11 protein-coding genes are annotated in these 14415 nt (G+C 68.0%); 9 read left to right on the plus strand and 2 right to left on the minus strand.

Annotation, left to right across the window (positions count from 1 at the left end; genetic code table 11):
- Positions 1 to 45 precede the first annotated feature (45 nt).
- From GNX71_RS12600 to GNX71_RS12625, 6 genes are all read left to right on the plus strand, one after another.
- Positions 46 to 888 carry an IclR family transcriptional regulator gene (locus tag GNX71_RS12600; RefSeq protein ID WP_206178626.1) on the plus strand — a complete coding sequence of 281 codons (843 nt, stop codon included), beginning with the start codon at positions 46 to 48 and terminating at the stop codon, positions 886 to 888.
- A 53-nt stretch (positions 889 to 941) separates the two neighbouring features.
- Positions 942 to 2237, plus strand: coding sequence for an aconitase X catalytic domain-containing protein (locus GNX71_RS12605; protein WP_206178627.1), 1296 nt, complete (start codon positions 942 to 944; stop codon positions 2235 to 2237).
- 61 nt (positions 2238 to 2298) lie between these two features.
- On the plus strand, positions 2299 to 2751 hold the full coding sequence (locus GNX71_RS12610; RefSeq protein WP_206178628.1) for a DUF126 domain-containing protein: 453 nt from the start codon (positions 2299 to 2301) through the stop codon (positions 2749 to 2751).
- Entirely contained in the window at positions 2748 to 4448 is a 1701-nt protein-coding gene (gene ilvD, locus GNX71_RS12615; RefSeq protein WP_206178629.1) for a dihydroxy-acid dehydratase, read from the plus strand. The genes GNX71_RS12610 and ilvD overlap by 4 nt, the downstream gene beginning before the upstream one ends.
- Before the next feature lie 113 nt (positions 4449 to 4561).
- A complete protein-coding gene (locus GNX71_RS12620) occupies positions 4562 to 5689 on the plus strand; it encodes a porin (RefSeq protein WP_206178630.1) in 1128 nt (375 codons plus the stop codon).
- A gap of 23 nt (positions 5690 to 5712) precedes the next feature.
- Positions 5713 to 6675, plus strand: a complete 963-nt coding sequence (locus GNX71_RS12625) for a tripartite tricarboxylate transporter substrate binding protein (protein ID WP_206178631.1) — start codon at positions 5713 to 5715, stop codon at positions 6673 to 6675.
- Here the strand turns inward: GNX71_RS12625 and GNX71_RS12630 are convergent.
- Both GNX71_RS12630 and GNX71_RS12635 read right to left on the minus strand, forming a co-directional pair.
- On the minus strand, positions 6662 to 7489 hold the full coding sequence (locus GNX71_RS12630) for an aldo/keto reductase (protein ID WP_206179442.1): 828 nt from the start codon (positions 7487 to 7489) through the stop codon (positions 6662 to 6664). The genes GNX71_RS12625 and GNX71_RS12630 overlap by 14 nt on opposite strands.
- A 173-nt stretch (positions 7490 to 7662) precedes the next feature.
- Positions 7663 to 8793 carry an ABC transporter substrate-binding protein gene (locus GNX71_RS12635; protein ID WP_206178632.1) on the minus strand — a complete coding sequence of 377 codons (1131 nt, stop codon included), beginning with the start codon at positions 8791 to 8793 and terminating at the stop codon, positions 7663 to 7665.
- A 109-nt stretch (positions 8794 to 8902) separates the two neighbouring features.
- Here GNX71_RS12635 and imuA point away from each other — a divergent pair, with 109 nt between their 5' ends.
- The 3 genes from imuA to GNX71_RS12650 are packed head-to-tail and all read left to right on the plus strand — an operon-like array spanning position 8903 to position 14379.
- Positions 8903 to 9709: a translesion DNA synthesis-associated protein ImuA gene (imuA, locus tag GNX71_RS12640; protein WP_206178633.1), complete on the plus strand. Its 807-nt coding sequence runs from the start codon at positions 8903 to 8905 to the stop codon at positions 9707 to 9709.
- Positions 9678 to 11036 (plus strand): DNA polymerase Y family protein, encoded by a 1359-nt coding sequence (locus GNX71_RS12645; protein WP_206178634.1) that lies wholly within the window; start codon positions 9678 to 9680, stop codon positions 11034 to 11036. The genes imuA and GNX71_RS12645 overlap by 32 nt, the downstream gene beginning before the upstream one ends.
- Positions 11029 to 14379 (plus strand): error-prone DNA polymerase, encoded by a 3351-nt coding sequence (locus GNX71_RS12650; protein WP_277401892.1) that lies wholly within the window; start codon positions 11029 to 11031, stop codon positions 14377 to 14379. Before GNX71_RS12645 ends, GNX71_RS12650 begins: the two co-directional genes overlap by 8 nt.
- The last annotated feature ends 36 nt before the right edge of the window (positions 14380 to 14415 follow it).

A 14415-nucleotide genomic window follows, 5' to 3' on the forward strand; every position in this document is an offset into this window, starting at 1 on the left:
GCCTCTACATTGCAGAGTCTTGCAAAGCGTTCAAAGGGTCCCTCCATGTCCAACGACAAAAACGACAGCTCTCTTTCTGCAGCCGACGCCGCCGATGCGCGCGGCGAACGTTCCGACACCGTGAGCGCGCTGGAGCGCGGCATCTCGGTGCTGCGCTGCTTCAGCGAAGAGCGGCCGGTGCTGGGCCACGCCGACGTGGCGCGCATGACCGGCATTCCACGCCCCACGGTCAACCGCCTGGTCGCGACGCTGCTCACCCTGGGCATGCTCAAGCCAGCGCAGGTGGCCGACCGCTTCATGCTCGGGCCGGGCGTGGTGTCGCTCTCGCGCGTGTTCCTCGGCAGCCTCGACGTGCGCGCCGCCGCGCGGCCCAGCATGCAGGCGATGGCGGAGGAGGTCGGTGCTTCGGTCTACCTCGCCATACGCGACGGCATGGAGATGGTGCTGATCGAAGCCTGCCGCCCGCGCTCTTCGATGCTCTCGGCGCGGCTCGACGTCGGCTCGCGCGCGCCGCTGCCGAATTCGGCGCTCGGCCGTGCATACCTCTCGGCGCTGCCCGATGCGCAGCGCAACCAGTTGGTCGATTCGATGCGCCTCCTGCGCGGCCCCGAGTGGGACGGCATCGCCGCGCCCATGACGCGCGCCATCAACGAGGCCAGGCGCCTGGGCTACTGCCTTTCGCTCGGCGAATTCCACCGCGAGATCAATTCGGTGTCGGTGCCGCTCATCGGCCCCGACGGCGAGGTGATGGCGCTCAACGGCGGTGGCGCCGCCTTCGTGTTCACCGAAGACAGATTGCGCAACGAACTCGCACCGCGGCTGCACGACATCGCGCTCACCATCGCGCGCGACATCGGAGGCCACGTGCCCTCGCCCTCGCCGGGCTAGCAACCCGGCCGGGGACCATTCCCCACGATGACAGAAGAACGGAGACACAGGTCATGCACCTGAGCAACGAAGAAAAAGCCATGTACGACGGCCGCGACGGACCGGCCGTGCAGAAGGCGATGGACCTCTTGATGCGCTACGGCGAAGCCCTCGGCGCCGAGCGACTGGTCGAGACGCGCAACGTCTGCGCCACCATCACCTCGACCACGCCCTTCCAGCGCGACTTCGCGCTCGCCAAGGGCGGCGGTATGGATGCGGTGTTCTCCGAATTCAGCCTCGACAGCCAGGAGACGGTCGAGATCCCCAAGTTCAAGGTCTTCACGAGCCACCTGCAGCTGGGCTTCGACCCCGGCCAGCCCGAGCGCATGGGCGTGAGCGAGGAGATCGTGCAGTTCTACAACCGCAGCGAGCGCCATGCGGCCGGCCTCGGCGCGCAGATCATGAACACCTGCACGCCCTACCAGGTGGGCAACATCCCGACGCGCGGCGAGCACTGCGCGTGGATGGAGTCGTCGGCGGTGGTGTATTGCAATTCGGTGCTGGGTGCGCGCACCAACACCGAGGGCCGCGAGAGCACGGGCGCGGCGATGCTCACCGGCCGCATTCCGTACTGGGGCTACCACCTCGACGAGAACCGCCGTGCGACGCATGTGATCGAGCTCGACATCGAGGTCGAGTCGGTGCAGGACTGGGGCCTGCTCGGCTACTACATCGGCGAGCACGTGCAGGAGCGCGTGCCGGTGGTGCACAGCAAGCGCGGCATCGGCCGCGTGCCGAACCTGCCCAGGCTCAAGCACTTCGGCGCGGCCGCGTCGTCCTCGGGCGGCGTGGAGATGTACCACATCGCCGGCGTCACGCCCGAGGCGCTGACGCTGGAGCAGGCACTCGGCGGCAAGGCGCCCGTCGAGGTGCTGCGCTACGGCGAGGCCGAGCGCCGCGCGACCTACGAGAAGATCAATGTGACGGGCAAGGATGCGGAGGTGCAGTACGTGATGCTGGGCTGCCCGCACTACACCATCGAGCAGATCTGGGAGGCCGCGCAGCTCATCGAGGGGCGCAAGGTGCATCCCGATTGCGAGCTGTGGATCTTCACGCCGCGCGCCATCAAGTCGCTGGCCGACCGCAACGGCTACACCAAGATCATCGAAGACGCGGGCGGCATCCTCATGACCGACAGCTGCTCGGCCATGAGCCGCGCCGTGCCCAAGGGCACGAAGACGGTGGCGCTCGATTCCGCCAAGCAGGCGCACTACCTGCCCGCCATCCTCGGCGTGCAGGCGTGGTTCGGTACCACAGCCGAATGCATCGATGCAGCGTGCACCGGCCGCTGGAACGGGGGCTACGCATGAGCGCCGCGCCGGGCCGCCCCAAGCAAGCTCGCACCGCAGTGCGGAGCACGGAGGTATTCCAATGAGCGATGCAGTCATGACTGAAAACACCATCGTCATCCGCGGCCGGAAGGTGGTCGGCGGCGTTGCGGAAGGCGAGGCGCTGGTCACGCGCGACCGCATCTCGGGCTGGGGCGGCATCGACCCGCGCACCGGCACCGTCATCGAGACGCGGCACGAGCTGCGCGGCCAGAGCTTTGCGGGCAAGGTGCTGGTGTTCCCGGGGGCCAAGGGCTCGTCGGGCTGGTCCGCGATGTTCCACATGACGCGGCTCATGAACTCGGCGCCCGCCGCGTTCCTGTTCAACGAGATGACGACCAAGATGGCGCTCGGTGCCGTGGTCACGCACTCGCCCTCGATGACCGACTTCGAGCGCGATCCGCTCGCCTGCATCGAGACCGGCGACTGGGTGCGCGTGGACGCCGACCGCGGCGTGATCGAGATCACCAAAAAGAAGAACGGAGACCGCTCATGACCCGCCCTCTGCGCAGCAACTTCCCGCGCGGCTCTTATCTGTGGTCGGTGCGCAATGCGCACTGGCGCGCGCTCGGCATTCCGGAAGAGGATTGCGAAAAGCCCAAGATCGCCATCGTCAACAGCTCCTCGGAGCTGGCCGCGTGCTTCAGCCACCTCGACAAGGTGGCGGCGGAAATCAAGACCGCGATCCGCGCGGCGGGCGGCTTGCCGTTCGAGATCCGCACCGCGGCGCCCAGCGACTTCATCACCGGCGCGGGCGCGCGCGGCGCCTACATGCTCGGCGCGCGCGACCTCGTGACCAACGACATCGAGGTGGCCGTCGAAGGCGCGCAGCTCGACGGCATGGTCTGCCTCACCTCGTGCGACAAGACCGTACCGGGGCAGCTCATGGCGGCCGCGCGGCTCAACATCCCGACGCTGCTCGTGCCCTGCGGCTACCAGCCGAGCGGCGAGTACCGCGGCAAGCACATGGACATCGAGGAGGTGTTCATCGGCGCAATGCACGCGGTCACCGGCAACCTGCCGGTGGAAGAGCTGGTCGGCATGAGCCGCGAGGCGATCCGCGGGCCGGGCGTGTGCTCGGGCCTGGGCACGGCCAACTCGATGCACATCGTCTGCGAGGCGCTCGGCATGGCCTTGCCCGGCAGCGCGCCGGTCGCCGCGCTGAGCCCGAAGATGATGGACGACGTGCGCGCGGCCGGCACGCGCATCGTGCAGATGGTGCTGGACGATCTGAAGCCGCGCGACATCCTCTCGGCTGGCGCTTTCGCCAACGCGGTGCGTGCGGTGCTGTCCGTCGGCGGCTCGCTCAACACGGCCAAGCACCTGCAGGCGATATCGACCGAAGGGGAATGCGGCGTCGACGTGTACGGCCTCTTCGAAAGCCTCGGGCCGACGACGCCGGTGCTCGCCGGAGTGCGGCCCATCGGCGAGCATTCGATCGAAGCCTTCGAGGCGGCGGGCGGTTGCCGTGCGCTGATGAAGCAGCTCGCGCCGCTGCTCGATACGGACGCGCTCACGGTGACCGGCGGCACGGTCGCCGAGAACCTGCGCCACGCCGAAGTGATGGACGCCGAAGTGATCCGCTCCATCGACCGCCCGGTCGCGCCGCTGCCGGCCATCGTGCTCCTGCGCGGCAACCTCGCGCCCGAGTCCGGCCTCATCAAGACCGGGATCGCTGAGCGCAAGGTGCGGCGCTTCACCGGCCCGGCCGTGTGCTTCTGGACCTCAGACGCCGCCATCGCCGCGCTGAAGAACCACGAGATCGTGCCCGGCCAGGTGGTCGTGATGCGCGGCGCTGGCGCCTGCGGCGGCCCGGCCATGGGCGGGGGCGCATCGCGCGTGGTCTTTGCGGTCGATGGCGCGGGCCTGGGCGACCAGGTCGCGCTGCTGACCGACGGGCATCTCTCGGGCCTCGTCTGCAAGGGGCTTGTGGTGGCCGAGGTGTCGCCCGAGGCCGCGCTGGGCGGGCCGCTCGGCCTGGTGCGCGACGGCGACGTGATCACCATCGACCTCGACGCGCGCCGCCTCGACATCGCATTGACCGACGCCGAACTCGCCGCGCGCCGCGCCGACTGGCAGGCGCCGCCGCCGGCCTTCGATACCGGCTGGCTGCAGCAGTACCGGCGCAATGTGAGTCCGTTGTCCAAGGGCGCCGTACTGGTCCGGACGGAACGCCCCGAGCTCTCGGGCTAGACCTTTTTCACCCCGGCTTCGCCAACCGGTGCGCGCCCCCGTGCGCACCCGGTGGCGCAGCCCTGCGCGCGACCCGAGTTTTCAACCAAGAAAAGAGCAGGAGACAAGAAACCATGAAGAGACTTTTGATGTGGTCGGCCATCGGCCTTGCCAGCAGCGGCGCGGCGCACGCGCAATCCAGCGTTACCGTGTTCGGCGTGATGGACCTCGGCGTTCAGTACACCAAAGGCGAGGGCGGCGGTTCGGTCAAGGCGCTGTCGAACGGCGGGCTCTCGACCAGCCGCATCGGCTTTCGCGGCACCGAAGATTTGGGCGGGGGCCTGCGCGCAGGGTTCTGGCTCGAAGGCAGCCTGAACCCCGACCTGGGCACCGGCCGGCCGAGCAACAGCAACAACCAGACGAGCGGCGCGGGCACCGCGGGGCCGATCACCTTCGACCGCATGTCCTTCGTGAGCCTCTCGCACGATTCGCTGGGCGAGGTGCGGCTGGGCCACGACTTCATTCCGACGCACTACAACAGCATCTACTTCGACCCCTTCAACGCCAACGGCGTGGCGCGCGCGGGCAACCTCACGTTCGCGGGCGCGGGCACCGGGCCGCTGCCCACGGCCATCACCGGCAGCAACACGGTGAGCTACTGGCTGCCGGCCAAGCTGGGCGGCTTCTACGGCATGGCGATGATCGGCACCGGCGAGAACGACTCCACCACGCCGAACCGCGACGACGGCAACTTCGGCGGCGCGCGCTTCGGTTTCGCCTCGGGCGCGTTCGACATCGCGGCGGCCGTGACGCGCTCGCACTTCAACGCCACCTCCACCATCGGCAACTACACGCACGCCAACATCGGCGGCACCTGGGACGCGGGCTTTGCGAAGTTCTTCGCGCTCTACAACAAGGTGACGGTGAAGATCGCGGGCGGCACGGTGCGCAAGAACACCGCCGAGATCGGCGCGCACATCCCGGCCTTCGAGGTCGGCCGCATCCGCGTGAGCTACGCGTACCTGGACGACCGCAGCGACGAGAGCCTGCGCAACGCCAACGGCATGCCGCGCAACCGCGACGACGCGCGCCAGTTCGGCATCGGCTACGTGCACAACCTCTCCAAGCGCACCGCGCTCTACGGCACCTACGCGCGGCTGATGAACAGCGGCCAGGCGCGCTACGTGGTGAGCGGCGGCGTGGCGCCGGCGGGCGGGATGCGCTCCTCGGGGTGGGAGTTCGGCGTGCGGCACCTCTTCTGATCTTCTGAACCAAGGAGACTTTCATGCGACGCAGAAACCTGGCCCTGGCGGCCCTTGCAACGACGGTGCTGCCAGGCACGGCGGCCTGGAGCGCCGATGCCTATCCGAACAAGCCCCTGCGGCTGATCGTCGGCTTCGCGCCCGGTGGCGGCGCCGATTCGCTCACGCGGATCATCGCGGAGGGGCTGTCGAAACAGCTCGGCCAGCAGGTGATCGTGGAGAACCGACCCGGCGCCGACGGCGTGCTCGCGGCGCAGGCCACCTCGTCGGCCAAGCCCGATGGCTACACGCTGCTGATGGGCACCAACACCGCGATGGTGGCGGCACCCACGCTGCGGCCGACCTCGCCCTACGACCCGTTCAAGGCCTTCACGCCGATCAGTTCGGCCGGGCAGTTCTCGATGTTCCTCGTGGTGCCGTCGAGCCTGCCGGTGAAGAGCGTGAATGAGCTGCTGGCGATGGTGGCGGCCAAGCCCGGCGCCTACAACTCGGCATCGAGCAACAGCGCCTCGGAGCTCGCGATGCTGCAGCTGCTGGGCGACCGCAAGGTGGTCAACGCGCGCTACAAGGGCGACATGCAGGCCATGACCGACCTGCTGGGCGGGCAGATCCACATGATGTTTACCACCGGCACGCTGGCGCCGGGCTTCGTGAAGGAGGGGCGCATCCGCGCGCTCGTCACGCTGCTGCCGCAGCGCAGCGGCTTGCTGCCCGATGTGCCGACGGGTGGCGAGCTGGGGCTGGGCAAGCTCACCATCACGCCGTGGGCCGGCTTCTTCGGGCCGCCGGGGCTGCCGAAGGAGATCACCGACAAGCTTTCGCTGGAGTTGCAGAACACGCTCAAGCGGCCCGACGTGCATGCGCAGCTGGTGCAGCAGGGCTTCGAGGGCTACGGCATGAGCCCCGAGAAGTTCGCCGGGTTCTTCCGCACGCAGTACGACGCTTTCGGCGCGACGGTGCGGGAGCACAACGTCAAGTTCGAATAGCGGCGGCTTCGCGGCGCCAGAAGGCCGCGTCGGGGAAGGTGCCTGCGCCGGCCGCGGCGTTGTCGGCCATGTGCTCGGCGCGGCTCGTGCCGGGGATCGTGCAGGTCACGGCCGGATGGCTCAGCACGAACTTCAGCAGCACCTGCGCCCAGCTCGTGCAGCCGATCTCGCCGGCCCAGGCGGGCAGCGGCTTGTCGCGCAGGCGCCGCAGCAGGCCGCCGCCACCGAAGGGCATGTTGACGATCACCGCCACGCCGCGCTCGGCCGCGAGCGGCAGCAGGCGCTCTTCGGCATCGCGCGCATCGAGCGAATAGTTGATCTGCAGGAAGTCGAGCTTCTCGGTGCGCAGCACGGCCTCGACCTCGTCGTAGGCCGAGGCGGTGTAGTGCGTGATGCCGATGTAGCGCACGCGGCCCTTGTCCTTCCAGCCGCGCAGGGTGGCCAGGTGCGTGCGCCAGTCGACGAGGTTGTGCACCTGCATCAGGTCGATCTCTTTCGTGCGCAGCCGCGCGAACGACTGCTCCATCTGCGCGATGCCGGCCTCGCGGCCCGAGGTCCAGACCTTGGTGGCGAGAAAGGGCCTGGTGCGTGGCTTCGCTGTGGCCAGCAGTTCGCCGGTGGTTTCCTCGGAGCGGCCGTACATCGGCGAGCTGTCGATCACCGTGCCGCCGGCCGCGAAGAGTGCTTCGAGCACGCCGGGCAGGCGCTTGTACTCCTCGGTGCCGGGGCGTTGGTCGAAGCCGATCCAGGTGCCGCAGCCGACGACCGGCAGGGCTTCCTTCGTGGAGGGAATGGGGCGGGTGGTCATCTGCATCGCGGGCCTGCCTTGTTGCTGCTGGGCGAAGGAGGGGAGCGCGGCACCCGCGCAGAGTGCCGCGCCGAGCCGCAGCAACTGCGCGCGCGTCACTGCAGGAAGGAGGGGCTCGTTCGTGGAGGGCGTCGTCACGAACGAAATTCTGCGCCCGCGAGGCCGCCGGGCGGAAGACCTCAGCGCAGGTAGCGCCCGTCGGCCTTGAGCATCGAGAGCTCGGAGAAGGTTAGCCCGCGGTGCTCGCCGGGCCGGTACGACACCGCGATGCCGCCGATGTCGAGCGTCTTGAACGACTCCAGGCCCTTCTGCAGCGACTCGGGCGTCGGGTTCGCGCCCGCGCGCTTGAGGCCCTCGACCATGACCTTGGCCGTGACGTAGCCCTCCAGGCTGGCGTAGCTGAAATCAGTCACGCCGATCTTCTTCATCGCCGCCTGGTACTCGCCGATGACGGGCATCGCGCTGTTCCACGGGTAGGGCACGACCTGCGAGATGACCACGCCGGCCGCGTCCTTCTTGATGTCCTGGAAGAGCTTCTGCCCGTTCAGGAAAGAGAACGAATAGAAGGCCGTCTCGCCGCCCGCCGCGCGGTAGGCGGTAATGAACTTGGCGGCCACGTCGTTGGTGGCCGACAGCACCACCGCCTTGGGCTTGAGCTTGGCCAGCTCGGCGGCGCGCTCGGCCGCGTCGGAGCCGTCGTTCTTGATGGCGACGCTGCCGACCATCTTTTCGCCGCGCTCTGCGATGAATTTCTGCGTGCTCTCCATCGCCGAGCGCGCGCCGGGGTTGTCGTTGTGGGCGAAGGCGATGCGCGAGAGGCCGATGGTGAACAGGTGGTTCACGATGCGGCTGTATTCCTCGTCGAAGCTGATGCGCACCGGAAAGCCGTACTCGGTGAACTTCACCACCGGACCCGCGCCCGTGTAGGGGCCGACGACGGGAATCTTCAGCTCGTTGGCCGCCTTGATCGCGCCGACCGACGACGAGGTGCCGATGGGCATCAGCACGCCGATGGCGCCGTCCTTCGCGAAGGTCTTGACGTTCTCGGCGCCCTTGGCGGGATCGTAGGCGTCGTCGAGCTGGCGCAGTTCGACCGGCCGGCCGTTGATGCCGCCGCTCGCGTTCAGCGCGGTGAACATGGCACGGATGCCGACCAGCGGCTCGGTCGAGAGCGACGCGAGCGGGCCGGTCTGCACGTAGGTCTGGCCGATCAGCAGGGGTTTGCCTGTCTGCGCATGCGCCGAAGCAGACAGCCCGAGAACGAAGGCAGCAAGGGCCGAGGCCAGGAATTGAATCTTTTTGTGTGTCATGGTCACAAACTGTTAACAATTCATCTTAAGGGGCGGGGCCTCTTGAGTAAATCGATCTCCGGTTGCGGCTCAGGAAATACTGTATAAAAATACAGTTAAATATCCGATCATGGGCCTCCCTTTCCTCGACTCCTTTTCCGCCGCCGCAGGCCGTGGCGTCTGGCATGCCGACGAACTCGGCCTGGCCGACGCGCAGGTCGTCGCGACCGGCCACGCCGCGCTCGATGCGGAGTTGCCCGGCGGTGGCTGGCCGGTCGGCGCGATGACGGAGCTGCTGCAAGGCGCGCCCGAGGCCCATGTCTGGCGGCTGCTGCTGCCCGCGCTGGCGCAGGCGGTGGAGACGCGCGGCGGGCCGGTGGTGCTGATCGGTGCGCCTTACGAGCCCTGCGGGCCGTCGCTCGCGGCGCAGGGGCTGCCGGTGGAGGCGCTGATGTGGATCAAGAGCGATGCGCCTGCCGCGCGCCTGTGGGCCTGCGAGCAGGCGCTGCGCTGCGCGGACGTGGCCGCCGTGCTGGCGTGGCTGCCGCAGGCGCGGGTGGGTGAGCTGCGGCGGTTGCAGTTGGCGGCCGCCCAGCATGACGTGATGCTCTTTGTGTGCCGGCCCGAGTCGGCTGCACGGGGTGCGTCTCCCGCGCGGCTGCGTCTTCAGGTGGAGCGCTGCGAGGCTGATGCATCGCAGATCGAACTGCACATCCTCAAGCGTCGCGGCCCGCCGTTGTCTTCACCGGTGATGCTGCCGGCGCGCAACGAGCGCATGACCGCACTGCTGGCCGCGGCCCGGCTGCGCCGCAAGCTGCGCCTGCAGCAGCAGGGCACGGTGCCGGCCGGCGACACGGCAACGTCCGCGACCGTGGTCCGCATCGACGCGTGGAAAGGAGGCCCCAATGCACTGGATCGCATTGCGGTGGTCGCTTGAAGCCGACGCGCCCGACGCACCGCAGCTGCCCACGCCCGAAGCCCTCGGCTGGTGGGCGCTGGAATACACGCCGCATGTCGCCTGGCAGGACGAGGCGCTCATGCTCGAAGTCTCGGCCTGCGAGCGCCTGTGGGGCGGGCGGCTTCAGTTGATGCGCCAGCTGGTCGCTGCCAACCCCGCGCCCGATGTGCGCATGCTCGGCGCGCAGGGCGCCACGAGCCTGATCGCGCTCGCGCGGTTGCGCCTGTTCGAGATCAACGCGCCACGGCCCAAGGATGTGCCGGCCGGCCTGCCGCTGGAAACGCTGACCGCCGCGCATCCGCACCTCGACCTGCTCGCGCGCCTGGGCTGCCGCACCTGGGGCGAGGTGGCCGCGTTGCCGCGCGGCGGCCTCACGCGACGCTTCGGCACCGAACTGCGCGCAGCGCTCGACACGGCCTGGGGCTTGCGTCCCGAGAGCCACGACTGGCTCACGCTGCCCGACGTGTTCGAGCAGAAGCTGGAACTGCCCGCGCTCGCCGAGACCGCGCCCGAACTCATGTGGTCGGCCAACCGCCTGCTCTCGGCGCTGCAGATCTGGCTGCGCGCCCGCCAGCGCGGCGCGCGCGCGCTCGAGCTGCAGTGGACGCTCGACCTCAAGCGCTTCAACGGCGTGAACCTGCCGCCGCACCAGCAGGTCACCGTGCGCACGGCAGAGCCCACGCAGGACCTGGCGCACCTGCGCCGCCTGCTGTCGGAAAAGCTCGCCCTCACCACGCTCGCGGCGCCCGTGAGCTGGCTGCGGCTGCGCACGCTAGAAACCGATCCGTGGGCCGGCGCCAGCACGAGTTTTCTGCCCGAGGACAACCGCAAGGGCGACAAGCTGCACGAGATGGTCGAGCGCCTGAGCGTGCGGCTCGGCGCGCACCAAGTGGTGGTGCCTTGCGTCGAGGCCGATCACCGGCCCGAGCGCAAGCAGGCATGGCGGCCCGCGCTGCAGAAAGAGAGGGCCGAGCCCGACAAGGCGCGCAAGCAAGCGAAGGCCGCGGCTACGCAGTCGCAGCAGCCCGATGCGATCTACCCGCCGTGGCTGCTGCCCGAACCCCTGCTGCTCGAAATGGATGGCGAGCGCCCGTGCTATCGCGGCCCGCTGAGCAGGCTGATCGGCCCGCAGCGCGTCGAGGCCGGCTGGTGGGGCGGCAAGGAAGACGGCGGCCAGCCGGCGATGCGCGACTACTACGTGGCCGAGAGCCCCGAAGCCGGCCTGGTCTGGATCTTTCGCGAGCGGCCTTCGGCGCGCTTTTCTTCGGGCGAAGTGCGCTGGTATCTGCAGGGGTTCTATGCCTGATCCCAGCGGCAAGCAGATGCGGGCGCTCATGCCTGCCAAGGTGCATGTGCTGCCCCAACGGCAGAAGCCCGTGCCGGGGTTGCCTGACTATGCCGAGCTGCACTGCCTCACGAACTTCAGCTTCCAGCGCGGCGCCTCGATGCCCGAGGACATGGTGGAACGCGCCTATCACCTGGGCTATTCGGCGCTGGCGATCACCGATGAATGCTCGGTGGCGGGCATCGTGCGTGCGTACGTCGCATTGCGCGATCTGCCGGCGAAGCTCGAGGCGTATGAACGCGAGTACCCCGACGAACCGCCGATCCCGCGCAATCCCGGTTTTCGCCTGCTGTTCGGCAGCGAGTTCCGCTTCGAGCGCTTCAAGCTCGTGGTGATCGCGAACGACACCGAGGGCTGGGGCAATCTCTGCGAATTCATCACCGCCGCGCGCAACACCGAGTTGCCCAAGGGCGAGTACCGCGTGAGCTGGGAGGGCAGCGACGTGGCTTCGCTGCAGCGCTGCCAGGTTCTCTTCGTGCCGCAGCGCAACCCGGGCGGCGCGATCGATGTCGCCACGCTGCACGAAGACCTGCTGGCCGCCAAGGCGCTTTACGCGGGCAACCTCTGGCTGGCGGTGGAAATGCTCAACGAACTCGACGACGACCTGTGGTTCGTCACGTTGATGCAGGCGGGCGAGCAGACCGGCGTGCCGCTCGTGGCGGCGGGCGATGTGCACATGCATGTGCGCGCCTGCAAGCCGCTGCACGACGTGTTGACAGCGGTGCGCGAAGGCAAGACCGTGGCCGAGTGCGGCTTTGCGCTGCAGTCGAATGCGGAGCGGCATCTGCGGCAGCGGGTTCGACTGGCCGCGCTTTATCTGCCCGGGATGCTGGCGAACACGCTGGTGGTGGCGGGGCGGTGCAGGTTCGATCCGAAGGTGATCCGGGAGAACTACAAGTACCCGCTGGAAATGCTGGGCAGCAACGAGACGGCGACACAGACGCTGGCGCGCAAGACGTGGGAAGGCGCTCAAAGGCGTTATCCGAGCGGTATTCCTGATCGCGTGCGAGCCCAGCTGGAGAAGGAGCTGGATCTGATCAGGGAGCTCGAATACGAGATGTTCTTCCTCACGGTAGAGAACATCGTGCGCTTTGCGCGCTCACAGAAAATTCTTTGCCAGGGTCGCGGGTCATCGGCGAATTCCGTGGTCTGTTATTGCCTCGAAATCACTGCGATTGCCCCTGAAAAAAGTCACCTTCTCTTCGAACGCTTCCTGAGCCGTCATCGCCACGAGCCACCCGACATCGACGTCGACTTCGAGCACCAGCGCCGCGAAGAAGTCATCCAGTACATCTACGAGAAATACGGCCGCGAGCGCGCCGCCATCGCCGCCGTCGTCATTTGCTACCGCTCCCGCAGTGCGTTGCGCGACGTGGGCAAGGCCATCGGCATCGACGAGCGACTGGTCGACGAATTCGCCAAGGACCACTACTGGTTCGACGATGCCGTGCTCGGCGAGCAATTGAACGCCGCATGCGAACGCGTAGGCGTGAAGGAAGACGAACTCAAGCTCGTCCAGTGGATCGAGATGACGCAGCGGCTCAAGGGCTTTCCGCGCCACCTGAGCCAGCACGTCGGTGGCTTTGTCCTGACGCACACCAAGCTCACGCGGCTGGTGCCGGTCGAGAAGGCATCGATGAAAGACCGCTCCGTCATCCAGTGGGAAAAGGACGACCTCGAAGCCATGGGCATGCTCAAGGTCGACGTGCTCGCGCTCGGCATGCTGAGCGCCATCCGCCGCGGGCTCGATCACATGAACCGCTGGCGCAACTCGATGGTGGAGATGCACCACATCCCCAACGACGACCAGAAGGTGTTCGACATGATCTGCGACGCCGACACCATCGGCGTGTTCCAGATCGAAAGCCGGGCGCAGATGTCGATGCTGCCGCGCCTGAAGCCGCGCACCTATGAAGACCTGGTGATCGAGGTGGCGATCGTGCGGCCGGGGCCGATCCAGGGCGGCATGGTGCATCCGTATCTCAAGCAGCGCGAGCGAGTAGCCAAGGAGTTGCCGATCGTTTACGAGAAGGACGAACTTCGCCCCGCACTTGAACGCACGCTGGGCATTCCGATCTTCCAGGAGCAGGTGATGCAGATCGCGATGATCGCGGCCAAGTTCACCGCCGACGAGGCCGACCAGTTGCGCCGCGCGATGGCCGCATGGAAGCGCAAGGGTGGCCTCGATAAGTTTCATGCGAAGCTCGTGGATGGGATGGTGGACAACAAGTACCCGAAGGAGTTCGCCGAAGCCATCTTCAAACAGATCCTCGGCTTCGGCGACTACGGCTTCCCCGAAAGCCACGCCGCGAGCTTCGCGCTGCTGGTCACCATCAGCAGCTGGCTCAAGAACTACGAACCCGCCTGCTTCCTCGCCGCACTGCTCGACTCCCAACCCATGGGCTTCTACAGCCCCTCGCAACTCGTGCAGGACGCGCGCCGCCATGGCGTCGAGGTGCGCCCGGTCGACGTCACCTGCAGCGACATCGACACCACGCTCGAACCCCGCGCGCCCGATGCGCCGCGCATGCCGCCAGGCACCGACGCGCGCTACGCCGAGCGCCTGGGCAACGAGAACCAGCCCGCGGTGCGGCTCGGCCTGAACCGCATTGCCAGCCTCAGCAAGGAGGGCGCCAAGCGCTTGCTCGAAGCCCGCGCCCAGGCCCCTTTCACCAGCACCGAAGACCTCGCCCTGCGCGCCGAACTTGACGGCAAGGACATGGCCGCGCTCGCCGCGGCCGATGCGCTGATGTCGCTCTCGGGTCATCGCCGCCAGCAGGTATGGGACGCCACCGCGCAGCATCGATCGCCGGCCTTGCTCAAGGGCGTGCCGATCAACGAGCAGGTGCTGCTGCTGCCCGCGGCATCCGAGGGCGAGGAGATCGTCGGCGATTACGCCGCGCTGCGCCTCACGCTGCGCCGCCATCCGCTCGCGCTGCTGCGCCCGCGTCTCGCGCGCATGAAGCTCATGAGCGCAGAGGAACTGCGCGCGCAGCCCACCGGCCGCACCGTGCGCGCCTGCGGCATCGTCAAGGGGCGCCAGCGGCCCGGAACGGCCAACGGCACGATCTTCGTCACGCTCGAGGACGAGACCGGCAACGTCAACGTGATCGTCTGGAACCATGTCATCGACGCGTGGCGTGAGCCGCTCCTGAAGTCGCACCTGCTCGCGGTGCAGGGCACCTGGCAGCGCGACGACGACAGCGGCGGCAAGGTGCAGCACCTGATCGCCACCGGCTTCAAGGACCTGACGCCGCTCATGGGCCGGCTTGCACAGAGCAACACCAGCCGGGATTTCCATTGAACGGGCGATGGCGATGGATGCAACCGATCGTTCCAC

Origin of the sequence: Variovorax sp. RKNM96, from assembly GCF_017161115.1 — a bacterium.
GTDB lineage: Bacteria > Pseudomonadota > Gammaproteobacteria > Burkholderiales > Burkholderiaceae_C > Variovorax.

Excerpts from the sequence above, each read along its gene's own strand:
- GNX71_RS12600 (WP_206178626.1), top strand. The coding sequence starts at position 46 with ATGTCCAACGACAAAAACGACAGCTCTCTTTCTGCAGCCGACGCCGCC.
- GNX71_RS12605 (WP_206178627.1), top strand. The coding sequence starts at position 942 with ATGCACCTGAGCAACGAAGAAAAAGCCATGTACGACGGCCGCGACGGA.
- GNX71_RS12610 (WP_206178628.1), top strand. The coding sequence starts at position 2,299 with ATGAGCGATGCAGTCATGACTGAAAACACCATCGTCATCCGCGGCCGG.
- ilvD (WP_206178629.1), top strand. The coding sequence starts at position 2,748 with ATGACCCGCCCTCTGCGCAGCAACTTCCCGCGCGGCTCTTATCTGTGG.
- GNX71_RS12620 (WP_206178630.1), top strand. The coding sequence starts at position 4,562 with ATGAAGAGACTTTTGATGTGGTCGGCCATCGGCCTTGCCAGCAGCGGC.
- GNX71_RS12625 (WP_206178631.1), top strand. The coding sequence starts at position 5,713 with ATGCGACGCAGAAACCTGGCCCTGGCGGCCCTTGCAACGACGGTGCTG.
- GNX71_RS12630 (WP_206179442.1), bottom strand. The coding sequence starts at position 7,489 with ATGCAGATGACCACCCGCCCCATTCCCTCCACGAAGGAAGCCCTGCCG.
- GNX71_RS12635 (WP_206178632.1), bottom strand. The coding sequence starts at position 8,793 with ATGACACACAAAAAGATTCAATTCCTGGCCTCGGCCCTTGCTGCCTTC.
- imuA (WP_206178633.1), top strand. The coding sequence starts at position 8,903 with ATGGGCCTCCCTTTCCTCGACTCCTTTTCCGCCGCCGCAGGCCGTGGC.
- GNX71_RS12645 (WP_206178634.1), top strand. The coding sequence starts at position 9,678 with ATGCACTGGATCGCATTGCGGTGGTCGCTTGAAGCCGACGCGCCCGAC.
- GNX71_RS12650 (WP_277401892.1), top strand. The coding sequence starts at position 11,029 with ATGCCTGATCCCAGCGGCAAGCAGATGCGGGCGCTCATGCCTGCCAAG.